23 protein-coding genes are annotated in these 23,758 nt (G+C 62.6%); 8 read left to right on the forward strand and 15 right to left on the reverse strand.

Features of this window, described 5'->3' with window-relative positions:
• Nucleotides 1–2: 2 nt before the first annotated feature.
• Nucleotides 3–206, reverse strand: coding sequence for a hypothetical protein (locus ABEA02_RS04980; RefSeq protein ID WP_345531755.1), 204 nt, complete (start codon nucleotides 204–206; stop codon nucleotides 3–5).
• A 151-nt stretch (nucleotides 207–357) separates the two neighbouring features.
• On the reverse strand, nucleotides 358–1,749 hold the full coding sequence (locus tag ABEA02_RS04985; RefSeq protein WP_345531756.1) for a pectate lyase family protein: 1,392 nt from the start codon (nucleotides 1,747–1,749) through the stop codon (nucleotides 358–360).
• A 167-nt stretch (nucleotides 1,750–1,916) separates the two neighbouring features.
• Between ABEA02_RS04985 and ABEA02_RS04990 the strand changes: the two genes are divergently transcribed.
• Complete coding sequence (locus tag ABEA02_RS04990; protein ID WP_345531757.1) at nucleotides 1,917–2,171, forward strand: SlyX family protein; 255 nt, start codon at nucleotides 1,917–1,919, stop codon at nucleotides 2,169–2,171.
• A 57-nt stretch (nucleotides 2,172–2,228) separates the two neighbouring features.
• Here ABEA02_RS04990 and ABEA02_RS04995 read toward each other — a convergent pair whose 3' ends face one another.
• Together ABEA02_RS04995 and ABEA02_RS05000 are read right to left on the reverse strand one after the other, a co-directional pair.
• Nucleotides 2,229–3,731: a pectate lyase family protein gene (locus ABEA02_RS04995; protein ID WP_345531758.1), complete on the reverse strand. Its 1,503-nt coding sequence runs from the start codon at nucleotides 3,729–3,731 to the stop codon at nucleotides 2,229–2,231.
• 198 nt (nucleotides 3,732–3,929) lie between these two features.
• A complete protein-coding gene (locus tag ABEA02_RS05000) occupies nucleotides 3,930–4,331 on the reverse strand; it encodes a PilZ domain-containing protein (RefSeq protein ID WP_345531759.1) in 402 nt (133 codons plus the stop codon).
• A 182-nt stretch (nucleotides 4,332–4,513) separates the two neighbouring features.
• Here ABEA02_RS05000 and ABEA02_RS05005 point away from each other — a divergent pair, with 182 nt between their 5' ends.
• A complete protein-coding gene (locus tag ABEA02_RS05005) occupies nucleotides 4,514–4,912 on the forward strand; it encodes a bacteriohemerythrin (RefSeq protein WP_345531760.1) in 399 nt (132 codons plus the stop codon).
• Nucleotides 4,913–4,916: 4 nt separating this feature from the next.
• Here ABEA02_RS05005 and ABEA02_RS05010 read toward each other — a convergent pair whose 3' ends face one another.
• From ABEA02_RS05010 to ABEA02_RS05030, 5 genes are read right to left on the reverse strand one after another with little or no spacing between them, the layout of a single operon-like run.
• Complete coding sequence (locus ABEA02_RS05010) at nucleotides 4,917–5,783, reverse strand: NAD-binding protein (RefSeq protein WP_345531761.1); 867 nt, start codon at nucleotides 5,781–5,783, stop codon at nucleotides 4,917–4,919.
• Nucleotides 5,784–5,841: 58 nt separating this feature from the next.
• The gene (locus tag ABEA02_RS05015) at nucleotides 5,842–6,555 is read right to left on the reverse strand and encodes a ParA family protein (RefSeq protein ID WP_345531762.1); all 714 of its coding nucleotides are present in this window, start codon (nucleotides 6,553–6,555) and stop codon (nucleotides 5,842–5,844) included.
• A gap of 16 nt (nucleotides 6,556–6,571) precedes the next feature.
• Nucleotides 6,572–7,765, reverse strand: coding sequence for a pectate lyase (gene pelA / locus ABEA02_RS05020; protein WP_345531763.1), 1,194 nt, complete (start codon nucleotides 7,763–7,765; stop codon nucleotides 6,572–6,574).
• Nucleotides 7,766–7,812: 47 nt separating this feature from the next.
• Nucleotides 7,813–9,204 carry a diguanylate cyclase domain-containing protein gene (locus tag ABEA02_RS05025; protein WP_345531765.1) on the reverse strand — a complete coding sequence of 464 codons (1,392 nt, stop codon included), beginning with the start codon at nucleotides 9,202–9,204 and terminating at the stop codon, nucleotides 7,813–7,815.
• Nucleotides 9,201–10,217, reverse strand: a complete 1,017-nt coding sequence (locus ABEA02_RS05030; RefSeq protein WP_345531766.1) for an ABC transporter substrate-binding protein — start codon at nucleotides 10,215–10,217, stop codon at nucleotides 9,201–9,203. Before ABEA02_RS05030 ends, ABEA02_RS05025 begins: the two co-directional genes overlap by 4 nt.
• Before the next feature lie 306 nt (nucleotides 10,218–10,523).
• Between ABEA02_RS05030 and ABEA02_RS05035 the strand changes: the two genes are divergently transcribed.
• From ABEA02_RS05035 to ABEA02_RS05045, 3 genes are read left to right on the forward strand one after another with little or no spacing between them, the layout of a single operon-like run.
• Nucleotides 10,524–12,569, forward strand: coding sequence for an ATP-binding protein (locus ABEA02_RS05035; RefSeq protein ID WP_345531767.1), 2,046 nt, complete (start codon nucleotides 10,524–10,526; stop codon nucleotides 12,567–12,569).
• Complete coding sequence (locus ABEA02_RS05040) at nucleotides 12,566–12,934, forward strand: response regulator (RefSeq protein ID WP_345531768.1); 369 nt, start codon at nucleotides 12,566–12,568, stop codon at nucleotides 12,932–12,934. The genes ABEA02_RS05035 and ABEA02_RS05040 overlap by 4 nt, the downstream gene beginning before the upstream one ends.
• A gap of 3 nt (nucleotides 12,935–12,937) precedes the next feature.
• Complete coding sequence (locus ABEA02_RS05045) at nucleotides 12,938–13,402, forward strand: chemotaxis protein CheX (protein ID WP_345531769.1); 465 nt, start codon at nucleotides 12,938–12,940, stop codon at nucleotides 13,400–13,402.
• Between the two features lie 116 nt (nucleotides 13,403–13,518).
• On the opposite strand, the gene ABEA02_RS05050 is transcribed toward ABEA02_RS05045, so the two are convergent.
• The 6 genes from ABEA02_RS05050 to ABEA02_RS05075 all read right to left on the reverse strand — a co-directional run bounded on the left by ABEA02_RS05050 (nucleotide 13,519) and on the right by ABEA02_RS05075 (nucleotide 17,902).
• Nucleotides 13,519–14,085 (reverse strand): YceI family protein, encoded by a 567-nt coding sequence (locus ABEA02_RS05050; RefSeq protein WP_345531770.1) that lies wholly within the window; start codon nucleotides 14,083–14,085, stop codon nucleotides 13,519–13,521.
• 36 nt (nucleotides 14,086–14,121) lie between these two features.
• A complete protein-coding gene (locus tag ABEA02_RS05055; RefSeq protein ID WP_345531771.1) occupies nucleotides 14,122–14,931 on the reverse strand; it encodes a helix-turn-helix domain-containing protein in 810 nt (269 codons plus the stop codon).
• 74 nt (nucleotides 14,932–15,005) lie between these two features.
• Entirely contained in the window at nucleotides 15,006–15,629 is a 624-nt protein-coding gene (locus ABEA02_RS05060) for a protein-methionine-sulfoxide reductase heme-binding subunit MsrQ (RefSeq protein ID WP_345531772.1), read from the reverse strand.
• 3 nt (nucleotides 15,630–15,632) lie between these two features.
• Entirely contained in the window at nucleotides 15,633–16,562 is a 930-nt protein-coding gene (gene msrP, locus ABEA02_RS05065; protein WP_345531773.1) for a protein-methionine-sulfoxide reductase catalytic subunit MsrP, read from the reverse strand.
• Nucleotides 16,563–16,613: 51 nt separating this feature from the next.
• Entirely contained in the window at nucleotides 16,614–17,405 is a 792-nt protein-coding gene (locus ABEA02_RS05070; RefSeq protein WP_345531774.1) for an anti-sigma factor family protein, read from the reverse strand.
• Complete coding sequence (locus ABEA02_RS05075) at nucleotides 17,402–17,902, reverse strand: sigma-70 family RNA polymerase sigma factor (RefSeq protein ID WP_345531775.1); 501 nt, start codon at nucleotides 17,900–17,902, stop codon at nucleotides 17,402–17,404. The genes ABEA02_RS05070 and ABEA02_RS05075 overlap by 4 nt, the downstream gene beginning before the upstream one ends.
• 280 nt (nucleotides 17,903–18,182) lie before the next feature.
• Between ABEA02_RS05075 and acs the strand changes: the two genes are divergently transcribed.
• Genes acs through ABEA02_RS05090 form a run of 3 tightly spaced genes read left to right on the forward strand, consistent with a single transcriptional unit; the run spans nucleotide 18,183 to nucleotide 23,745 of the window.
• On the forward strand, nucleotides 18,183–20,168 hold the full coding sequence (gene acs, locus ABEA02_RS05080; protein WP_345531776.1) for an acetate--CoA ligase: 1,986 nt from the start codon (nucleotides 18,183–18,185) through the stop codon (nucleotides 20,166–20,168).
• 42 nt (nucleotides 20,169–20,210) lie between these two features.
• On the forward strand, nucleotides 20,211–22,307 hold the full coding sequence (locus ABEA02_RS05085) for an exonuclease domain-containing protein (RefSeq protein WP_345531777.1): 2,097 nt from the start codon (nucleotides 20,211–20,213) through the stop codon (nucleotides 22,305–22,307).
• A complete protein-coding gene (locus ABEA02_RS05090; protein ID WP_345531778.1) occupies nucleotides 22,285–23,745 on the forward strand; it encodes a putative nucleotidyltransferase substrate binding domain-containing protein in 1,461 nt (486 codons plus the stop codon). The genes ABEA02_RS05085 and ABEA02_RS05090 overlap by 23 nt, the downstream gene beginning before the upstream one ends.
• The last annotated feature ends 13 nt before the right edge of the window (nucleotides 23,746–23,758 follow it).

The raw sequence follows: 23,758 nt of genomic DNA on the forward strand, positions 1-23,758 counted from the left end.
CGTTATGGCAGCGGTTGTCTTGCTTTGCTTGCCGCCGCAATAGCGGCGCTTTTGTCGGCGGCGTACTGCGTTGCGATGACCGCTTTGAGTCCGGTGCTGATTGCTGTCATCGGGATTTGTGTGTTTGCAGCACTTGTGTGACTGCAGCTGCGTTTGCCGCTACTTTCCAGAACAGTTGCAGCGGCTTTGCTGATAGGTGTTTGCATCGTTCTCTTGCCGCGACATAAATGTGGGCCCGATATTGCGGAGTCCGTTGTCGCTGCGTGCTGATGTGCTACTTCGGAGGCGAGGTGGCTGCGCGCAGAAAATGAAAAACGCCGGCACGAAGCCGGCGTTTTCCTTTTTGCGGATGCTGCGTCAGAACTGGGCGACGCCTGCGGCCTTCCACGGATCGATGATGCCCACGCCAACCTTGTTCAGCAGGTTCGGGATGGTCGAAGGATCGTCGACGGTGTAGTTGTAGTAGGTCTTCGGATCGAAGGCCGAGCCAGCGGTCTGGAACGTCCCCGAGTTGTCGAGGATGTTGTTGCGCTGGACCAGTTCGCCCGGGCCGGAGTCGCCGTAGCCGACGTACGAGGGGTAGGGCACGTTCTTGAAGTAGTTGCCTTCCACGAGCACCTTGGCGTTCATGGTCGATGCCACGCCATAGAGCGCGTTGTTGAGGAAGTAGTTGTTGTAGACGTGCACTTCGCCGAAGCGGACGCGCGGGTGACGCTGGTCGGTCATGAAGACGTTGTGGTGAACCGTGGTCTTCAGGAAGCCGGTGTCGCCCGTGGCGCCATCACTATGGCCGATCAGCATGGTCTTGCTGTGGTTCTTGAACAGGCTGCGGCTGACGGTGATGTGCGTGGTTTCGCGCGTGATATCGAACAGGCCGTCGTGTTCCTTGCCGTCCGGATAGACGTCACCATCCGAGAAGGTGCAGTGGTCGACCCAGACGTGGTGCGTGTTCTGGTTGATCTTCAGCGTGTCGTCCGGTGCGCCCTGGAAGAAGACGTTGCGGATGACGATGTTCTGACGTTTGTAGATCTCGAAACCGCCATTGATGAGCTTGGAGCCGGGCAAACCGATGACGGTCTTGTCGGAGCGCAGCGGCACCATGCCGGCCATGTCGATGACGCCGTCGATCAGGATCACGTACTTGTTGTTGGAGTCACTGTAGGTCTTGAGTTCGTCGAGGGTTTTGACCTTCACTGCGCAGCCGCCGACGCCGCCGGTGGTGGTGTTGAGACCCATGGTGGGCACCGAGGCGAAGCCGTCGACGACAATGCCGTCAGTCGGCGTGCCGGCTGTCACGGCGCAGGCGATCGGAGCCGTGCTCGAAGACGAGGAGGATTTGGACGACGAGGATGAGCTGGCGATGGACGACGTCGAGGAGGAGGAGGAAGAAGACGACGAGGGCGTGCTGGACGAGCTGCTCGACGATTTGGAAGATGACGAGGAAGACGACGAGGAGGCAGGCGCAGACGAGGACGAGGTGCCGCTCGGGACTGAGCACTCGTTGGTGCCGCCAGCGACCTTGCTGCCCGCGCCGAAGGTGGCCTCGCTGCAGACGAAGCTGCCAGTCAGCGTCTTGTAGGTGAATTTGTCTGCGCGACCGAAAGCTACGCTGGTGGCGCTGCTGACCGAACAGGTTTTGCCTTCGGTGCAGATGGTGACGTAGCCTGCGGGACGATTGGCGGCCTGTGATGTGGCAGGCAGCAAGGCGGCGGCCAGCACGGCCCCCGCAAGAAGGTGCTTTGCGAACATGACGACTTGTCTCCAGTGAATATTGTGGTTGTATGAGCGCTGCTGCCGAGGGGATGGCATAGCGACATGCATCCCGCCGGATGTGTGCTGACCGGCAGAACTGGCTTAGCTTGGATCGTGGCGGCGGAAAATTCAAGTGCCGTTGCTGCGGCAAAATGGCGAAACTGATGAAGCTGCTGAATTCGGCGGCAAGACTGGAAAAACAAGGGGTTGGGGATATGGAAGAGCGGTTGATCACCATCGAAAGCAAGCTGGCGTTGGCGGAAGATTTGCTGGATGAACTGAACAAGACCGTTTTCCGGCAGCAGGAGCAGATCGATCTGCTGCAGAGCCAGATCCGTCTGCTGTACACGCAGATGCAGGGGAGTGGTCAGGGCGCGGAGAAGCGCGACCCGCGTGATGAGATTCCGCCGCATTACTGAGGTACAAAAAAAGCCCCGCACAAGGCGGGGCTTTCAGTTGTGCGGCGAAGTGACAGGTCAGAGCTTGCCGGCACCTGCGTTGGCGCGCACGTATGTCGGTACGTCCTTGGCAGGCATGGCGGGTTTGCCGTAGAGCGTGGGCTTCCAGCCCACATCAGGCGAGACCTGGCGCTTGGGGTCGATGCTGTTGACGGCTGCGACAAGATCCGCCGGTTTGCCATTGACCCATGAGCCTGTATCGAAGAATTTGGTGCCGCCGCTCTGAATCTGCGCACCCAGCTCGGCACCGCCGTTCTTGATTTCGAAGGCGTTGTTCTCCGAATAGATCATTGATTCCTTGCCGATGCCGAAAGCGCCGCGGTAGATGGGTACTGAGCCCGATTCCTTGAGCGCTTTTTCGTGTGCGGCCAGACCACCCAGTTTGGGGTCATAGCCTGCAGCGTCGCCAACGAAGAGGTTGTTGTAGCTGTGCACCTTGCCGAAGCGCACGCGAGGCAGACGTTGACCGCTGTTGTCGAAGAAGTTGGCGCGATAGGTCACATTGAGCTTGCCCGTGTCGCCTGTGGCGCTGTCACTGCCACCGATGAGCGAAGTCTTGTCGTGTTTCTGGAAGTGGTTGTAGGTGATGGTGACGAGATCAGCGCCGTTGGTGATGTCGATCAGGCCATCGTGGTGCTGAACTTTCTGCTCGATCTGGTTGTGCGGGAACGGGAAGACGGAGGGGAACTTCTTGTCGTCACGTTCGCCGTCGGTGAAAGTGCAGTGGTCTACCCACACGCGCTTGCCGCCATTGATCGAGATGTTGTCGTACTCGGAGTTCCAGCGGCCCCCCGGACATTGTTGCGGGCCGGTCTTGGCGTCCACGAAGGTTTCCTGGCAGCCAGGGTAGTCTTTGTTGAGGCTGAAGCTGTCGGCCGGATCCCATTGCGGGAAGTAGTCGAACGAGTCTTCAAACGTGATGTTGCGGATGATGACGTTCTCGGTGCCATTGCCGATCAACAGGTTGCCGCGCACGATTTTGGCGTCCTTGCCGAGCCCCACAAGCGTGGTGTTGGAGGTCAGATCGATGACCACGCGAGCCTTCTGTGCTTTGACGGACAGTTCGCGCGCGTCTTCGAGCGGGCCGCTGGGTTTGGGCGGACGCTTGTTGCTCGCCAGCTTGGTATTCCACACCGAGGGCGCATAGGCCTTCACATAGGCGTCGAAGTTGTAGCCGGGGGCGGCGTAGTCCTTCTCGAAGAGTTCCTTGTTGTTGTCGTCAACGGACAGGTTGATCGTGCCCTTGACGTAGATGATCTTGGGATTGGTGCCGCCAGCGGCGAGCGCCTTGACGAGCTCGGCACGGTTGCTCACGGTGAAGACGTGCTCGGCTTTCGCCTTGGAGCCACCGTCGACGCCTGCGCCTGAGGCAGCCCAGCCTTCGTTGGCAGGCAAGACCTGGCGACCCAGATCCTGTGACGACGTCGGGGCTGCGGACCCCTTGCCCGAATTCATGCTCGAGCAGGCGGCCAGTGCTGCGCAAGCAGCGATCACAGACACGCACAGAAAGCTCTGTTTCATCCCTTACCTCCTTTTTGACGACACGATGTTGATGGCGGGAGCCCCTTTTTCAGCGGGGGCTCGCAGCACGGGTGCTGACAGCATTGTTGGCCGCTTTGTTCCCGGAGCGCGGCGATTTTGACAGATATGTCAAAGCGCATGGGATCAGGTTTTCCGGCCAGTGCAGGACAAAATTTTCTCAGGTTCCAGTCATCCGGGTCAGATCAAGGAAGGGCCGGAAACGATCTTTTCTGCGTCCTTTACCGAGATGCGCACGGTTGCGGTTGCGATGACGTGCACGGTCAGCCACTCGGTGAGGCGGTCGATGCCGGGCGTGAGCGACAGGAAGCGGCAGCCGCATAGCCCCTGTGGCGAGCCGACGATGTGGTTGATGGCCTGTGCCTCGCCGCGCAGTTTGTCCGGGATGTCGTGCAGTCGCATTTCGAACTGGAAGGGTTCGCCGCCCTTGAGCAGGCCTTCGGCCTTGACGCTGAAGCCTTCCAGGGAGAGATCTTCCAGCGGGATACGTTCCCCTTCGATGATGATCCAGAAGAACGGGGTGTCGCCACGGCGGGCAATGAAGCGTTGTCGCGCGCGCTTTTCTTCGTGTTCGTTCGACATGGGGGGCGGATTCCAGACCGGGGGCTATCGGGGATATTTCGGTCTGATCCGCGCTGGACTTGAGCCGCAGTTATTGCGGGCAAGCTTGTGGGTGTGTTTCCTCGGGTTGACCCGTATCAACGCGGAATGCGTCTTTGCTGCCAATGATGAAGGGAACCTCTCATCGAGCTGAAGGAAAACGCATGGAACTCATCAAATGGACTCCCGACCTGAGTGTGGGCAACGAGGATATCGACGGCGATCATCGCCGCCTGTTCGAGCTGCTGGAGATGCTGCACGTCGACATGCGCAGCGGGCTCGTCAATCAGGAGACGCAAGCCATCGTCGATGCCCTGATCCACTACGCCGACACGCATTTCTGCCGCGAAGAGGTGTTCATGCGCAGCATCGATTACCCCGACCTCGGTGAGCATCAGGCAGCGCATGCGCGCTTCATCAGCGAGCTGGAGGCCTTGCAGTCACGCATTGCACGCGGCGCACGCACGCCGGTGCTGGACATCGACCATTTTCTGACCAACTGGCTGCGCCAGCATGTGCTGGTGATGGACAAGGCGCTGGCTGCGGCCTTGCAAACGGCTTGACCGTTCAGGCAGCAGACTGTTTGGCTGAGGCTGGCTTGCTGGCGACGTAGTCCAGCAGTTGCCGTGCGGTCTGGTTGCCGATGACGGCTTCGCCGAGCAGGAAGCCGCCGACTTCGCCAATCCCCACGATGACATTGGCGCCGGCAGCTTCGAGATAGAGGCGCTGGCTGGGGTCGAGCAACTCGGCGATGATCTGGGCGTCGGGATTGGCCTGGCGCGCCAGCAAACAGCTGACAGCCGTCAGGGCGTCAGCGTTCTGTCTTTCTGCGTAGTTGGCCAGCAAGACGATGCTGCGCGCTTCGCCAAGGCAGGTGCGCTCGATGGTGTCTTTGCGGATGGGCACCGGGCTGCGCGTAAAGTGCGTCAGCGGGTCGTCATAGGGTTTCTGGTCGGTATCGGCTACGACCAGAATGGGGCGATCCTGATGCGCGGACTCAGCACGCAAGGTCTTGATGATCTGGGCGCCCTTGAGGTTCCAGCCGATGATCACGATGTGGTGTTGCAGTTTGTGCATTTTCAACCCCATTTCTTCTTTCATCTTGCGTTCGATGAGAACGGCTGCCGCGAGTGCACAGAGCAAGGCTGTCAGCAGCTTGCTGGCCACTACCACGATGCTCATGATGAGTCGCCCGCCCGTGGTGAGGGGGGCAACGGCGGAGTCACCCGATGTCATCATGCTGACGAGCAGAAAGTAAAGCGCACTCAGGGGGCTATCGATGCGGCGATTGACGCCTGACTCGAAGGCAAAGACGAGAATCGCGCAGCCGCACCAGACAACCATGAAGATCAGCAGCAGCTCCATGATGAACCGATAGCGCGCGACGGCCATCAGTCGCAGAAACATCGACACGATCACGCTGCGTGGGGGCATGGGCCTCTCCCGGGTGGCATTTCCGTGTTAGCGGCGATACCCGGGGGCAGCTTGAGTGCTACACGTCCTTGCGCAGGAAGCCGGGAGGCCGCGTGGCGCTGCCATCTACGGGGCGATGAATGCTGGGCGTGATCGGGGCTGCCTGCAGCACGCTCTCAAGCCAGGCGAGGATGGGCTGCCAGTCTTCGAGCAGCGGCGCGACCTTGCTGGCGGGGAAGTCGAAGATCGACATGCCGTGTTCCAGGCAGGTGTTGTAGGCCTGCGCGGCTTTGAGTGTGCCGATGTGTTCCAGCTCATGCTGACCCGCCCAATCGCGCAGTACGCTTGCCTGCTTGGTGCGCCCGTCGATGCGCATGCCGACACAGGCAATCTTGCAGCGGCCGCTGGCGATGCGCGGAAAGGTGCGCAATTCGGCAAGGCTGTCGGCAGCCGCGGTGCGGTCGAAGATCGAGGGTGTGGCCGGGATCAGGATGGCGTCGGCATACAGTGCGACCTTCATGAGACCGACGCCCTGGAAGCCGCCGGGGGTGTCAAGCACGACATGCTCTGTGCCCGCTGGCGGCCGCGCGAAGTTGCGTTCATCCATGGTCCAGCCACTGATGCGCGGCCGATCTGCCGGTCGCAGACTCAGCCAGAGTCGTGAGGACTGCTGCCGGTCTACATCCCCGAGCATGACCGCGCTGCCCTTGCTGGCCAGGTAGCTGGCGACGTGAGTGGAGAGCGTGGACTTGCCGGCGCCTCCCTTGCGGTTGATGACGGCAATGACGGACATGCTGGGCGGCTTCCTCTTATTGCGCCGCGACCGCAGTGCGGTCAACGCGTTGGCGCCAGGCCGGATACTCGGTATCCAGCAATTTGGCGGGCCAGGCACCGTACCAGCCGTAACCGGTGCGGCGTTCGTGATGGATATCGGCGTAGCGGCTGACGCGGATGCTGTCGCGGTTGGCCAGCACAACGCTGTTGTCCTGCAGGTCGTAGAAGCGCGCCCACAGCGGCGGAGCTGCTGGGTCTTCGACCATGCGGCGATCTGTCGATGCAGTGTGGTAGTCGTACTTGATCGGCGGGTCGATCTTGAAGGTTTCCAGTCGCCAGCCTGTGATTTTCGAGCGCTCGAGCCAGTCCACGCCAGAGTCGATGGCACGGATGACTTCGGGCGAAGGCTCGGGGATGCTCATCAGGTAGCGCAGCATCTCGACCGTTTCCTGCGACACGATGGACGCCAGCTCGAAGCTGCGCCCCTGCGCGGGCTGCAGCGTCTGCGGGTCGTACTGACCGGCCCAGCCGGTCAGGCGTCCGTTCTGTATTACCTGAAGCTGCAACACGCAAGCATCGCCGCGTTCGAGTGCCGCCTGCGCACGTCGCTTGACGCTGTATGGCAGGTACTCGAAAGGCGCGCTGCCAGTGCTGGCTTTGCGCAGCGTGCGTAAAACACCCGAGGTGACCTCATCGGCCATGGTGATGAAGGGATGGTAGCGCTCGGTGCCCGGTACAGTGTGGGGCCAGCCTCCGCAGCGCGTGTGCTGCATGGAGAGCAGGTAGTCCATGCCCTTGAGCGCCGCAGCGCGGAAGCGCGGTTCGTAGGTCTGCTGGTAGACCGCAGAGAGATACTCGATTTGCGAATAGACGTTGCGGTTGTCGAAACTGCCCGTTGCGTTCGTCTTCTCGACGGCGATGGCGGCTTTCTCTTCTGCATTCAGGATACGGGTCGGGTCGCGGTTCTCGACCCAGCCGCCGTTGTCGCGCTGGTAGAGCAGCACGTTGTCTGCGATCTCGACAATCTGTTCGGGCCTGTACTTGGCGTAGTCGCTGCCGTAGCGGTTGCGCCAGTGGTTGATGCCGTCGGAAAAGCCGTTCAGCGAGATTGCGGTATAGGGGCCAATGCGCGGGGAGGGTTCGAGCAGGCTGCAGGCCGTGATGATGGGCAGCAGGAAGACCGGGAGTAATTGGGGGGGACGAGGCAGCTTGCCAGAGCGGCGGGTCATGCAGTGTCTCCGTTGCAGGGCTGCACGGAGTATGCCGGGTTCCGGCGCTACAGCGAAGCTTGGTTGCTTACGTGCGGTGTCAACGTGTGGCTGGTCGGCGCAAAATGGAAACCGCCTCCCTCGCTCTTGGCCTGGTACATGGCGCGGTCGGCGGCGGTCAGCAGGGCCACCAGGTCGCTGCCATTGCGCGGGAACATCGCCACACCGATGCTCACGCCCAGCTTGAGGCTCAGGGAATTGATCTGCAGCGGCTGCTCGAACAGCATGATTATGCGACGGCACAAGGCTTCGGCCTGGGTGTCGTCGAGAAAGGCTTCAAAGGCGATCAGGAACTCGTCGCCGCCAAGGCGGGCCAGTACGTCGGATTGACGACAGACCTGCTCGATGCGCCGTCCCATGATCTGCAGGGCCTGGTCGCCGACGGCGTGGCCGTAGGTGTCATTGATGTTCTTGAAACCGTCGAAGTCGAGGATCACGACGCCAAGCGGTGAGTAGTTGCGGCGCGCCTGTTCAAGGCGACGCTCAAGGTAGGGCATGATGAACGAGCGGTTGGCCAGACCGGTCAGCGAGTCGGTGCTGGCCAGCGTGCGCAGCTCGTCTTCGAGTTCCTTACGGCGTTCGATGTCCAGCGCCAGTTCGGCATTGGCTTTTTCCAGCTGGTCGGTGCGTTCGCGCACGGCGGCTTCGAGTTGCGTGTTCTGCGCGACGAGTTCGTTGCGGGCGTCGGCGAGGCGCTGCATGAGGCGCGCCAGTGCGGCATAGACGCGGCCGATGTCATCCTTCTCCGTCAGTTGTTGCAGGGCGACGATCTGTGCCGGGTCACCCGGACGCAGTTCGTCGGCGGTACGCACCAGGCGCGCCAGCGGCCGGCCCACGGCGCGCCAGAATATGCCTTGCTGGATGACCAGGCCAACGATGAACAGCGCCATGCCCGAGAGCACCAGCCAGCCGATGGGGCGGAAGGTTTCGCGCAGCAGGGTTTCGCTGTTGATCGCCACAATGGTGTAGCCACGCACGTTGTCCTTGCCCAGCACGACGGGGTGCACGACGATCACGCCGTTGTGGGTGGTCAGCGTACGCGTCGAGCCGGGCTCAGGCAGACTTTCACCGATGGGCCAGGCAATACCGCCCGCATTGCTGCGGTATTGCTGGATGCCGCGTTCGTTGAACAGCGCCGATTCGCTGAGCAGAGGATCGTTGCGGATTACTGCACTGCATTGCTCGTCGAAACCGAGGAAGTCTTCGTAGCGCAGCTGCATGCCGAGCAGTCGCTCGGCACGGCTCGCCAGTTCGTCAGAGGCTATCTGCGCGCGGGCAATCGCGTTCTGACGCTGCTGCTGGTAGATGAATGCCCCGCCGATGACCGTCAATACCGTCGCCACCAGTGCGGCGAACACCAGCGAAATCAGGTTGATGCGGAGGGGAAGCGAAATGGTCACTGCGGATCCCAGCTGAAGCGGGTCAACACTTCGGCGTTGAGCAGGGTGGTGGCGTGAATGGGGATGCCGAGCTTGCGGGCGCGCGCCAGCGAGATCATTGGTCTGCCCTTGGCAGTCGCCTCGGGTGTGATGCTGGCCGGTGACACCTTGTCGACCAGGATGCGGCGTGCCATGCGCCCAGCCAGCCGGCCTTGTTCGATGCCCGACACGGTGACGGCACACAGCGTGCCGCGTTCGACGCGCGTGTCCCAGAACGAGAAGTCGGGCAGCTTGCTGTTTTCGGCCGTCCACTTGAGCACGGTTTCGTAGTCGACGAACTTGCCGTCCGCACCGGCGAAACGGAAGATGCCCAGCAGGCCGACGGCGTCGACCTTGCCTTGCAGGTCGGTCATGGCCTTGCGGTATTCGGCGTAGGTCTTGGGCTGCAGCCAATGGGTGACCTCGACGTCCTTGCGGCGTGCGAGTTCTGTGTTGATGCGTTCCTTCACGCCCTGCCAGGTAGGGTCATCGTCCAGAACGATGGCCAGCTTCAGTTTCGGTGCCGCCTTGATGTCACGCAGCAGCGACAGGGTGCCGGCGAAGTGTTCCCGCTCCAGCACACCGGTGACATTGCGTGCCTTGTCGAAGCCGTAATCGGCATGTGCCTTGTTGACGCCGGAGTAGACGATGGGAGTAGGACCGTTGAGATATTTCACCGCAACTTCCGATTGAGCGACGTCGTCGGTGGTGTAGATCAGGTCAGGCTTCCAGCTCTCGATCAGTGCAATGGTCTGCGCCACGGCCTGCTTCAGTTGTTCGGCAGAATTGTGCTTGGCGTCCAGGTCGACGGTGCGCATCACGATTTCCGCGTCACCCATGCTTTCCTGGAAGCCCTTGGCCTGATCCTGCACCCACGCCCAGTCCGACTTGTAGCTCGTGACATGCAGGATCTTGAGGCTTTGTGCCGAAGCGGCGGTAGCGGCCAGGCAAAGCAGGGCGGTCAGGGCGGAACGCAATACAGCGGAAATCATCATCGTTGGTCTCCTTCGGGCCGGATCGCATGGCGTACGACGTTCCGGGTGTTACGGCTCGTCAGGGGCTGGCCTGAAGCGACAATTATCTGCAGTTCGTGCGCTTGTTCCGCGAATGCCCGACGAGCGCGTCAGCTGCCGCGGGGGAACTTCTTCCTGCGAGCTTGCACCGTCCTGGCTGTTCTGTCAGTGAGAAAGGACGTAATTCTGCCCCGACTCGGTGCCCGTTTCTCCTTGTTTGCCCACTGTGGAGCATGGTGCGGAAATTGCAACATCCCGGCGTTTCTATCACTTTGTTCATAGCTTCCCATGCCAGGATTCCGCGTTGTCCCGCAGTTCGGCAAGTACCGTGAAATCGTGCTTGCCGTGGCCTTCTTCCTGATTTTCGACCTCGCAGTCCTGGTTCTCAACTTCTATACGTCCTACCGCATCGGCGAAGACGCCATAGCCATCAACCTCGCCGGTCGCCAGCGCATGCTCTCGCAACGCATGGCCAAGGCCACACTGGCGCTGGATGCCGAGATGCGCCTCGGCTCGGCCAACGAGCTGACACGGCAGGAATTGCGCGACGCGGTTCGACTGTTTGACATCACGCTGACCGCGTTCGGCTCAGGTGGCGAAGTGCCGGGCGCTGATGGCAAACCGGTGCGCCTGCGGGCGGTTGAAGACGCTACGGGACGCGAGGTGCTCGCCAAGGCTGGCGCGTTGTGGGAGCCCTATCGCGACACGCTGAATGCGGTCGGGCAGGCACCAGCGCTGACGGAGCCGCTGATCGTCGCTGCGTCGACCGCCGTGCTGGCGAATAACAAGCAGTTGCTGGCGCAGATGAACGCGCTGACAGTGCGCCTGGAAGCTGTAGCCTCGACGCAGGCCGAACGGCTGCGCCTTGTGCAGACGGTAGGCATCGTGTTCGCCTTGCTGAACTTCATGTTCATCCTCTTCAAGTTCATCCGCAAACTGCGCGAGAGCGACAGCAAGGCCGAGCAGGCGCAACGTGAAACGGCTGAAATTCTGGGTACGGTGGGCGAGGGCTTGTTCCTCATCGACCGCAACATGATCGTGGGCGTGCAGCAGTCCGCTTCGCTGGCTGGCTTGCTGGGAACAGCTCTGCCGGCAGGCAGCGATTTCGCCGCTGTGTTGCGCGCCATGGTCAAGGGAGAGGATTACTCGCTGGCGGTTGACTACATTCGCCTGCTGCTGGGTGACCGGGTGAAGGAGTCGCTGGTGCGTGACCTCAACCCTTTGCGTGAGCTCTCGGTCGAGACCAGTGAGGGTTCGCGCAATCTTTCCTTCTCGTTCAACCGCGTGATGGTGGAGGGGCAACTGTCCCACCTGCTGGTGACGGTGTCGGACGTCACGGAACTGGTGCGTACGCGGGCCGAACTCGCTGCCTCGCAAGGCCAGGCCGATCAACAGCTGTCTGCCTTGCTGGAGCTGGCACGCATGCAGCCTGCCGAGTTGTCGCGTTTCATCAGTACGACTGAGTCGGCCCTGCTGGACATCAATGACAGGCTGCGCGCCATCGAGGGTAGCGGTGGCAACTATCGTCGCCTGGTCGAACACATCTTCCGGGCCGTGCACACCATCAAGGCGAATGCCGGCCTGCTGGGAGCGCAGTTCATCGTGCATGACGCTGATCTCTTCGAGGGTTTGCTGACGACGCTGCGCGGGCGCGAAGCCCTGAACGGTGATGAACTGATTGGCGTGTCGGTGCATCTCAAGCAGCTGTTCGAGCGCCTGGGCTGGTTGCGTACGGTGATGTCGCGCTTTGCAACACAGGTCACCAGCGTCGCTGCGGACACGCCGGATCTGGCGCGTGCGCTGGCGAGTCTTGCGCGTCGCATCGCCAGCGACTACAGCAAGACGGTGAATGCCGAGATCCAGCTCGACAAGCTGGGCAATCTCGAACACAAGGCCGCTTCGGCCCTGCAGGTGATCGCCGCACAGCTGGTACGCAATGCGGTGGCGCACGGCCTGGAGGCGCCGCAGGAGCGCTTTGAGGCGGGCAAGCAGGTGGCGGGCAAGCTGAGTGTGGTGTTGGCCGAGACCGGACCGTCGCGCTATGCGCTATCGGTGCGTGACGATGGACGTGGCATCGATGCGGCGCGCATCCGCGAAGTGCTGCAGAAGAGCGGCCGTTATTCGGCACAGGCGCTGGCCGAGCTTTCCGACAAGCAGGTGTTGATGGAAATCTTCCGGCCCGGTTTCACGACGGCAGAGAAGTCTGACGAACACGCGGGGCGTGGCGTAGGCATGGACGTGGTGGCAGAGGCCGTGCGACGCATCGGCGGGCACCTCAAACTGCTGACCCAACCTGGCGCCTTCACCGAATTCCGCGTGGAGTTCTCGGCATGAAGATGCTGATCGTCGATGACTCTTCGGTGATGCGCAAACGCATCATGCAGGTGGCGCAGAACAAGGACCTACCCGACATCGAGATCGTCGGTTTGGCACGCGATGGCGTCGAGGCCATCCACCTGACGCGCAAGTACCGGCCTGCCATCGTGACCATGGACCTGACCATGCCCAACATGGATGGCGTGGCATGCATCGGCGAAATCGCCAAGGTGTCTGGCCTGGCGCGCATCCTCGTCGTCTCGGCGCTCAGTGACAAGCGCACCGCGCTGCAGGCCTTGATGAATGGCGCGCACGGCTACATCCACAAGCCCTTCACCGATGCCGAGTTGCTGGCCGGGCTCAAGGAACTGATCAAGGACTGAGCCATGACACAGAAGCTGCAGGAGTCCGATATCCGGGCATTCGTTGATTCCGTTTGCCACTTTTTCCAGCACTCCAGCGGCGAGATGGCCGACGTGCGCTCAGCCTATCTCGCCGAGCCCAGCGAGTTGCTGCAGGGCTATGACTTCACAGGCATCGTCGACGTGTCGGGCAACTGGCGCGGGGCGCTGTACTTCTCGGCGCCGGGTGCGATGCTCGACCAGCTGTTGCGCGATGCCGGCGTGTCGGCCGAGCCCGGTTACGAACAGCAGCTGGACCTCATCGGCGAGATTGCCAACATGTTCTCGGGGCGTGCGCGCAAGGCGCTGGGGCACGAGCTGGAAATCTCGGTGCCGCGACGCTGCCGTGGTGTGGCGATCCGGCCCTCGGGCGTGTCACGCCCCTATGTCATTCCACTGAAGTGGCGAGGTCACGCTGCCCAGGTAGTGGTGGATCTGCAGCGCGTCTGAGCGGCTTCCGGCAAAAAAAGCCCGCACCGTGGGAACGGGCGGGCACAGGAGGTCATAGAGACAGCAACAACAAGACCGCAACAATGCGGCGGGCCAGGCAGGCCTCGTGGACGGGATCAGTCCTTGAAGGCCTGTACGGCAAAGCTAAGCTGGATGTCGTCTGACACGACAGGCACCTTGGTCATGCCGAAGTCCGAACGTTTGACGCGCGCGACGGCGTTGGCGCCGATGGATTCGCGTTTTTTCTGGATCGGATGCGGTCCGGCCTGGAAACTGGTGACGGTGAGCGAAACCGGTTTGGTGATGCCCTTGATTGTCAGATCGCCATCTATGGCCACCAGCTTGTCGCCATCGAAGCGCGTCGCGGTGGACTTGAACGTGATGACCGGGAAGCGTGCGACATCGAAGAAGTCTTCGCCCTGCAGGTGGCCGTTGAACACGGGGTAGCCTGTGTTGACGGTGCGGGCGTCGATGCTGACTTCGACGCTTGCAGTGCGCGCGGCGCGGTCGAACTGGATCTTGCCGATAGTCTGGTCGAAGCGGTGGGCTTGAGTGGTCCAGTTCAGATGGTTGTATTCGAATCGCGCAGCGGTATGCGTCGGGTCGATGGTGTAGATGTCGGCATTGCCGTGGGCGAAAGCCGTAATGCCGGCCAGAGCCAGCGCAATTGCGATGCGATGCATAACAAACCCTTCAGTGAGAACAGATCGGACGCCAGCTTATGGCGCAGTACTGCTCGTCACTTGATCGGAATGCTCGTCTTGCGGCGCCACTGACAGCAGCAACCAGGTCATCCGTTCGCTGGGCGGGGTGAAGGGAGGTACGTTGGGAAAGTACCGCAGCATGGGCCCGGCAATGACTTCGCGACCGGTGTCGCGCGTGACACGTGCCGTGAGTGCCGGAATGTCGGCACAGTGCGGACCCATGAAGCGGAAGCGTGCATAGCTGCCTGGCGGCAGCGTTGTCATGTCCAGCCCCTTGATGGTCGGTAACGTCGCACTGGGGACGCAATGCAGCATGCGCACCCAGGTATCGGGGAAGCGTTGCGGATCGACCCAGCCGTCCGGATGCACGACCCAGTGCCGCCAGTGCTTGCCCCCGGCACGTGCGATGCGCCAGGTCAGCTCGTCGCCGGCATGGAATACATCCGCAGCGCGACCGGCATAGGGCAGGCTGATGACCGGGACGGCGCCGATGTTGAGGATGTCGAGCTGCGGGCTGCGGTCCGGTATTACGAGGGCCGAGGCGCGTGTAGGCGGCACGCCAAATTGGCGCGAAAAGGCGCGGCTGAAGGCAGCGATGGAGCCATATCCCATCTGCATGGCGAGATCCGACACGCTGGGGGTGCTGCCGGCAACGAGCAGGTCGCGCGCGCGCAACAGGCGCAGGCGGCGCAGGGTGGCCATCGGCGTCTCGTGCACCTGCGTGGCGTACAGGCGTTCGAAGCGGCTGCGCGAGAGATGGGCGACGCTGGCGAGATCGTTGAGCGACAGGTACTCGTCGTCCAGATGCGCCGCCATAAAATCCATGACGGTCTGGAGGCGTCGGCGGGCCAGCAGGAACTGTTCGCGACTCTGTGGCATCGAGCAGGAGGGAGTAGGGGTCAGGCTGTCTGGCGCGTCCTCACCCGGCGCGCCCCCAGCAGGAGTCCGAGAATCACCGCGTACAGCAGGGGTTCCCGGATATCCCGTTTGACCAGCCACCAGAAATGGATCACGCCCGCTACAGCAACGGGGTAGACCAGGCGATGCAGCCACAGCCAGCGCTTGCCGCCGAGGCGTTTGATCATGGCATTGGTTGAAGTGATGGCCAGCGGCAGCATGCCGACGAAGGCGGCAAAACCGATGGTGATGAACGGGCGTTTCATGATGTCGGCAAAGATGGAACGCCAGTCGAAGAACTGATCCAGCCACAGGTAGGTGGTGAGGTGCAGGCAGCAGTAGAAGAAGGCGTAGAGCCCCAGCATGCGGCGCAGACGCAGCACCCAGTTGAGGTTGGTGAAGCGGCGAAACGGCGTGACGGTGAGCGTGATGAGCAGGAAGCGCAGCGTCCATTCACCGGTCGCACGCGTGATGTATTCGATCGGATTGGCGCCGAGGTCGTCGTGCCAGAAGCGCCAGGCCAGCAGTGATACCGGGATCAGGCAGACCACAAAGAGCAGGGCCTTGACGCGACCGATCTGCTGCGGGCTTGGGCTACGCAGCCAGGCAATGAAGGGAGGAGGCATCGATCAGAAGTTCTTTTTGAGATCCATGCCAGCGTACAGCGGTGCCACCTCGTCGTAGCCGTTGAACATCAAGGTTTTGCGTTTTCCGAATTCGCCGATGCGGCGCTCGGTGGCCTGGCTCCAGCGGGGGTGGTCGACTTCCGGATTCACGTTGGAATAGAAGCCGTACTCATGCGACGCCGCCTTGTTCCAGGCTGTGCCAGGCATCTTGTCGAGCAGACGGATGCGTACGATGGACTTGCCGCCCTTGAAACCGTACTTCCACGGCACGACGAGACGGATGGGGGCACCGTTCTGATTGGGCAGCTCTTCGCCGTAGAGGCCGACAGCCATCAGGGTGAGCGGGTGCATGGCTTCGTCGAGACGCAGTCCTTCCACATAGGGCCAGTCGAGCACACGAGAACCGATGCCCGGCATCTGCTTGCGATCAGCGAGGGTCGTGAATTCGACGAACTTCGCGCTGCCAAGTGGTTCGACGCGCTTGAGCAGGGTGGCAAGCGGGAACCCCACCCAGGGGATCACCATCGACCAGCCCTCGACGCAGCGCATGCGGTAGATGCGCTCTTCGAGTGGCGCAAACTTGAGCAGGTCCTCGATGCCGATGGTCTGTGGCTTGGCGCAGAGGCCTTCGATGCTCACCGTCCAGGGACGCGTCTTGAGCGTCTGGGCGGCCTCGGCGGGTTCTTCCTTGTCGGTCGAGAATTCGTAGTAGTTGTTGTAGCGGGTGACGTACTTGTAAGGCGTGCTCGGGTCCGGCACCTTGTAGTTGCTGCTGACGACGCCCGCCAGTTTGTTGCCGGCGCTGGCGAGCGAGGGCAGGGCCAGCGCGATGCTGCCGAGGCCCAGCTTTTCAACGAAGCGGCGGCGGTCCGCGTAGATCTCGGGCGGCGTGATTTCGGAAGGGATGATGTCGGCTGGTTTGCGAATCAGCATGGCGATACTCCGTCTGGGTGCACCCATAAGACCGGTCGTCCGGTCTGAACCTTACTTTGCTTCGGTACCGGTTTCAGCTGCGCTGAGCTGGCGCCACACTTCACGGGCGATGGGTAGCAGCTTGTCGCGCTCCAGATCGCCCGACAGCGCGTAGCCGACGCGGTCGTCGAGCCAGTAGAAGACGCTGACCTTGCCCTCGCGTGCGAACTCGAAGGAGCTGTCCGGCACATCACCTTTCTGGGTGCGCAGGTGCAGGGTCAGGCGCTGACCATCTGCGTTCTGGAACATGAACTGGGCGACCGGCCCGGTCTCGCTGGGCAGCATGCGGCCACCCATCAGCTCGTAGCCCAGGGGGCCGAGCCGCGGCACCTTGAGCGGGCGATCGAGACGACGCGACAGCCAGGTGACGAGGTGCGCCTCTTCAGCTGCCGCGACCTCGACCGCGTGGCGTTTCTCGGCCGTGTAGGTGGCGTGGGCGATGGCTGCGATGTGGGGCAGGGTTGCGGGTTCCGGCGCCACGTCGTGCTGTACATGGGCGGCCCAGCCTATGCCCACACCGATCACGAGCCAGGCAATGGCTGCGGCGTGGCGCAGTGGCGAGCGGTGGCTGGCGCGGCGGGCAGCGCGCAACAGGTGGGGCGGCACAGCGCCGTGCAGCACGGCGTCGTAGTGTGCGTGCAACACCTGGTTCTGCGCGCGCCAGGCGGCGATGCGCTGCTGCGCTTCCGGATCGTTGCGCAGGCGTTCGCCGGCACTGTCGCGGTCGTCGACGTCCAGCCTGTCGTCGACGTAGCGCAACAAGGTGTCGTTGAGGGGCGAGATTTCGGGGTCGTTGCGCTTCATTTGACGACCCTCAGGCGCGACACCCCGGCATCGGTCTGCAGGATGCTGCGCAGCTTCTCGCGAGCCCGGTACAGGCGCGACATGATGGTGCCTACCGGCACGCCGAGCACGCGAGCGGCCTCTTCGTAAGACAGTTCTTCCAGCGTGACCAGCAGCAGGGCCTCGCGTTGCTCCAGTGGCAGTTGCTGCAGCGCACGATCAAGATCGCGCAGCATCAGTCCGTCTTCCTGCTCGCTGCGCGTAGCGGCTTCGGGCAGGTCTTCATCGGCACGGTAGTCGAGGCGGCCCGCGTTGCGCAGCTGGTTCACGAAGACGTTGTGCATGATCGTGAACAACCAGGCGCGCAGGTTGCCGGGGCGCCACAGGGGCCAACGCGAGAGTGCCCGCTCTATGCAGTCCTGCACGAGATCATCGGCGCGGGAGCTGTCACCAGTCAGTGCCCGGGCGTAGCGGCGCAAGCGGGGAATTTCGGCAACGATGTCCTGCTGGGTATGCATGGGATAATCGGCTGGCGCGAAGCGGTTTGCGGTCAAACCGCAGGAATGGGATTGATCGTAGCAGGTCGCGCGCTGCGCGGGCTTGCCGATAGCCCGTATGTTGCGATGCGGAATGCTGGCGCATCGTACGTAAGAGAGGTGTAAGTTCGACTGCATTTAATCGGCGCCAAAGCGACATGCCGGATAAACACCTGGAACCGGTCCGGAATTCCGGTCAGCAAGCGTTGTTTCCGCTGCGGCCCTGAATACGGTTTGCTCGCCATAACCAAGGAGACTCAAGATGGCCACCATCGATTCCGTCCTGCAAGAGAATCGTGTTTTTCCGCCTCCGGCTGATGCCGTCGCCCGTGCGACGATCAGCGGCATGGCGGCGTACGAGGCGCTGTGCAAGGAAGCGGAGACCGACTACAGCGGTTTCTGGGGGCGTCTGGCACGCGAACACCTGGTCTGGAAAAAGCCCTTTACGCAGACGCTGGACGAGAGCGGTGCGCCGTTCTACAAGTGGTTCGCTGATGGCGCACTCAACGTCTCGTGGAACTGCCTGGACCGCAATCTCGAGAACGGCAACGCTGACAAGGTGGCTCTGATCTTCGAAGCGGACGATGGCAAGGTGAGCAAAGTCACCTTCCGTGAGCTGCATGCGCTGGTCTGCAAGTTTGCCAACGGCCTGAAATCGCGCGGCGTCAAGAAGGGCGACCGCGTCCTCATCTACATGCCCATGTCGGTCGAAGGCGTAGCAGCCATGCAGGCCTGCGCGCGCATTGGTGCCACCCACTCGGTGGTGTTCGGTGGCTTTTCGGCGAAGAGCGTGCAGGAGCGCGTGGTCGATGCCGGCGCAACGGCCATCATCACGGCCGATGAGCAGTGCCGTGGGGGCAAGAATATCGGTCTGAAGGTGGTGGTGGATGAAGCCTTCAGTCTGGGCGGTTGCGAGGCGGTGCACAGCGTCATCGTCTATCAACGCACTGGCAATGCCATCAACATGGCGGCGGGGCGTGACGTGTGGTTGCACGATCTCATCAAGGACCAGGCGGCGACCTGCGAACCGGAGTGGGTCGAGGCCGAGCATCCGCTGTTCCTGCTCTATACCTCGGGCTCGACGGGCAAGCCGAAGGGGGTACAGCACTCTTCGGCGGGCTACCTGCTGCATGCCATTCTGACCAACAAGTGGACCTTCGATCTCAAGGGTGATGACACTTTCTGGTGTACCGCCGACATCGGCTGGGTGACGGGCCACACCTACATCGCGTATGGGCCGCTGGCCTGCGGTGTGACACAGATCGTGTTCGAGGGCGTACCGACGTATCCGGACACGGGGCGCTTCTGGCGCATGATCCAGGATCACAAGGTGAGCGTGTTCTACACCGCGCCGACGGCCATCCGCTCGCTGATCAAGGCTTCGGAAAACGCACCGGCGACGCATCCGCGCAACTACAAGCTCGACAGCCTGCGCATCCTGGGTTCGGTCGGCGAGCCGATCAACCCGGAAGCCTGGATGTGGTATCACGACAACGTCGGCGGCGGTCGCTGCCCGATCATGGACACCTTCTGGCAGACCGAAACGGGTGGCCATGTCATCACGCCGCTGCCCGGTGTGACGCCGCTGGTTCCAGGATCCTGCACGCTGCCGTTCCCGGGCATCCAGGCCGCCATTGTCGACGAGACGGGCAACGACGTGGAGTGGGGCAAGGGGGGCTTTCTCGTCATCAAACGCCCGTGGCCGTCGATGATCCGCACGATCTGGGGTGATCCGGAGCGCTTCCAGAAGAGTTACTTCCCGACCGACCTCGGCGGCAAGCTGTACCTGGCTGGCGATGGTGCCGTGCGCGATGCGAAGACGGGCTACTTCACGATCATGGGGCGCATCGACGATGTGCTCAACGTCTCGGGTCACCGCATGGGCACGATGGAGATCGAGTCGGCGTTGGTGTCCTGCACCGAGCTTGTCGCGGAGGCCGCTGTGGTGGGTCGTCCTGACGATCTGACCGGCGAGGCGATCTGCGCCTTCGTGGTGCTCAAGCGCGCTCGGCCGACGGGCGACGAGGCGAAGAAGATCGTCAAGCAGCTGCAGGACTGGGTGGCCAAGGAGATCGGACCGATTGCCAAGCCCAAGGACATCCGCTTCGGTGACAACCTGCCCAAGACGCGTTCCGGCAAGATCATGCGGCGCCTGCTGCGTGCGCTGGCCAAGGGTGAAGAGATCACGCAGGACGTTTCCACCCTCGAGAACCCGGCGATTCTCGATCAGCTCAAGCAGTCCGTCTGAGGCGAACTGACGGGTGCGCGGGGGCATGCCCGGAGTCTGGCGATGAGCCCGACCTCGCTGCGCGTACTCGGCATACCCTTGCTCGCCGCTGCATTGGCGGCCGGGCTGGCGGCATTCGGGCTGGTGGTCACGCTGCAGTTGCTGCCCGCTGATCTGCAGGAGGCAGCGGCTGCTGCGCTGGCGCAGCGTCGTGGCACCTTCGTGATGCTGGCGATCCTGCTTGCCGGTGCGGCGGCATGGCTGACCTGGTTGTGGCAGCAACGTCGTTGGCAACAGGTGCTGCGTCTGGCCGAGGCGGTGTCCCTGCTCGGGCAACCCGCAGCCCCGACGGACATCGCAACGCCGGAGAGCCTGGCCCCGCTGGGCGCGGCCATCAATCGTCTCGCGGCTGCGCAGCGTACTCTGCTGGGCGGGCAGCAGGCCGCCATTGAGGCAGCGCGCAACGATACGGAGCGGGAGCGGGCGCGGTTGGCGGCTCTCGTTGATGATCTTGATGAAGCCATCGTGGTGTGCAATGCCGAGGCGCGGGTATTGCTCTACAACCGCCGAGCGGCGCGGTTGTTCGAGGGCACTGGACGACTGGGGCTGGGGCGCGATCTGTCTTCGCTGGTCGATGCTTCACAGCTTGCGCTGGTACGCGACCGCTTTGCCCAGCCCGGCGCTCGTCGTACGCCACAGCGCTTCATGATGACCACGCCGGCCGGGCGTCTGGTGCGCCTGCGTATCTCGCCATTGCTGGATGTGTCGGCCCTGATCGGCTTGATCGTGCTGGCCGACGATGTGACGACCGAGGCTGAGCTCGCGGGGCGTCGCCAGCAGGCTTTGCAGACACTGGCAGACCGTCAACAGGCCGGGCTTGCGGCGTTGCTCCAGCAGCTGCGGCGGATCACGCAGGGTGTGGACCTCCCCTCTGCTGCGCAGCAGGATTTCGATGCCTTTGGCGAGGCAAGCTCCGCGCTGAGCAGTCAGTTGGGGCAGGCTTTGCGCGACGTGTCGCTGTGGGGACAGGGCGTTGTCTTGCGCGACGATATGCGCGCGCTGGACCTGCTGCGTGCAGCACAGCGTCGTATCGAGTCGCGCCTCGGGCTGGCTGTGCATCTGGAGGCGGTCGACTCGGTCGGCGGCGTGTCGGTGGATAGCTTCCTGATGACGCAGGTGCTCACTTTTCTTGCCGTCCGGATCAGTGAGGCTTGTGATCCGCGCAGCGTGGCGCTGACGCTGCACGCCAGCGATGACAAGCTATTGCTGGGACTGCGTTGGGCAGGTACTGCGCTGTCGCAGGAATCGGCACTGGGCTGGGAGCTGGAGCCTTTGCGCCTTGGCGGCGAGGCGTCAAACCTGTCGGTGCGCGAGGTGTTGCGACAGCACGATACGGAGCTGCGTTACGAGCGACATCTGGCGGCCACCGAGTCGTGCTTCAGTTTTGCGTTGCCTGTGCTGACGGTTGCCGACCCTGTTGCCGAAGAAGAGGCTGTCAGCCGCCGCGATGTGGCGTGTGACTTTGCCCTGTTGGGCTGGCAGGGGAGTGCGGCCGCGGATGAGCGCATGCTGGCTGACCTTGCTTTTACGGTGTTCGATACCGAGACCACCGGACTCGATACGGCTCACGACGAGATCATCCAGATTGGTGCGTTACGCATCCTGCGTGGCAAGTTGCTGCGTGACGAGTGCTTCAACAGGTTTGCCGATACTGCGCGCGAGATATCGCCCGCCTCGCTGCGCATCCACGGCATTTCGCGCGAGCGCTTGCGGGGCCAGCCGGGCATTGCCGAGGTATTGCGGGGGTTTCATGATTTCGCTGCAGACAGTGTGCTGGTGGGGCATAACGTGGCGTTTGACATGCGCTTTTTGCAGCGCCTCGAAGTGTCGACGGGTTTGCGTTTCGACCACGCCGTGCTCGACACGATGTTGTTGTCCAGCATCCTGCACCCCAATCAGGCGTCGCACTCGCTGGAGGCGATTGCCGAGCGTTTCGGTGTCAGCGTGGTTGGCCGGCACGACGCACTGGCCGATGCCACGATGACGGCCCGTATCTTCATCTGCATGATTCCGCTGCTGGCGGAGCGGGGTATCCGCACGCTGTCCGACGCACGTCTTGCTCAACAGGAGAGTCGCCATGCGCAGATCCGTTACGGATGAGGAGAGCCTGTCGTCGTTCTCGCTCTACGAGCCCCTGCGTGGACTGATCCGGCGCTCGCCGGTGGTCTATCCGCGTGGTACACCGCTGCGCGTGCCGGTCGAGCGCATGTACGCCGATCGTATCGGTTCTGTTGTGGTGGCTGATCCGCGCGAACTGCGTCCGCAGGGCATCGTTACCTTCAGCGATCTGCTGGGCCGCGTCGTACTGCCGGGCGCCGATCTGTCGGCACCAATCGAGTCGGCGATGGATGAGCACCCCTTGTGCCTCTCGGCAGATGCCACGGCGCACGATGCCATGCTGGCGATGGGACGTTGCTCGGCCCGCTACGTGCTGGTGATGGAGCGCGACGGCAGGCTGCTGGGTGTTGTGTCGCGAGGCGACGTGTATGGGGCGCAGAAGATCGTGCCGGAGGACGTCGTCAACCCCTTGATCTCGGCGCGCACCAGTGGGGAGTTGGTGGATGCAGCCGCGCATGCCCGGCACTTCGTCAAACGGTTGATCAGCCAGGGGCTGGGGGCCAGCCAGGTGATCCAGTGGGCGACTTCGCTCAACGATTTCGTCGGCTCGCAGGCGGTGGTGCTCATGAAAGCGCGCTTCGAGCTGCCCGCTGTGTGCTGGAGCTGGATGGCCTTTGGGTCGGAGGGCCGGTTCGAGCAGACTCTCTCGACAGACCAGGACAACGGCATCATCTTCGAGATGGCCGAGGGTGAAGACCCTGAGCCCGTGCGGCAGGCGCTGCTGCCGTTTGCGCAGGCGGTGAACCAGTTGCTCGACGAGTGCGGCTTTCCGCTATGTCGCGGTCAGATCATGGCGGGCAATGCCGAACAATGCCTGTCGGATCATGAATGGCGGGCGCGCTTCGAGCGCTGGATCAGCGTGCGGGACCCGAAGGCCCTGCTCAACGCCAGTATCTTCTTCGATTTCCGTGCCATTCATGGCGATGGCGGCATTGTGGACAGGTTGCGCAGCTGGTTGCTCGAACGCGTTGCGGCGCAGCCCGTCTTTCTGCGCATGCTGGCGGCCAATGCGCTGGAGAGTGCGCCGCCGCTGGGTCTGTTGCGCGCCTTTGTGCTTGAGCGCAAGGGGGCGGTGCCCGGCACCATCGATCTGAAGAAGAGCGGGGTGCGGCCTTGTGTGGATGCGGCGCGCATTTTCGCGCTCTCGCAAGGGATTGCAGCGACAAGCACGGTGGAGCGCCTGCGCGCCGTTGCGGCAAGCCCTGCGTTTGCCGGTGAGGATCTGCAGGCGGCGATTGACGGTTTCCTGTTCGTGCAGCATTTGCGTTTGCGCAACCAGCAGCAGCATGGTGGCAACGAGAGTCTCGCCAACCGGCTGGATCCCTACAAACTGAATCGCCTGGAGCGCCATATCCTGCGCCACGCCTTCCGGCAGATCAAGCAACTGCAGCAGCGGTTGCGCGTGGACTATCGACTATGAGGACCGGTGAGAC

Source organism: Viridibacterium curvum, from assembly GCF_039544165.1.
GTDB classification, from domain to species: Bacteria; Pseudomonadota; Gammaproteobacteria; order Burkholderiales; family Rhodocyclaceae; genus Viridibacterium; species Viridibacterium curvum.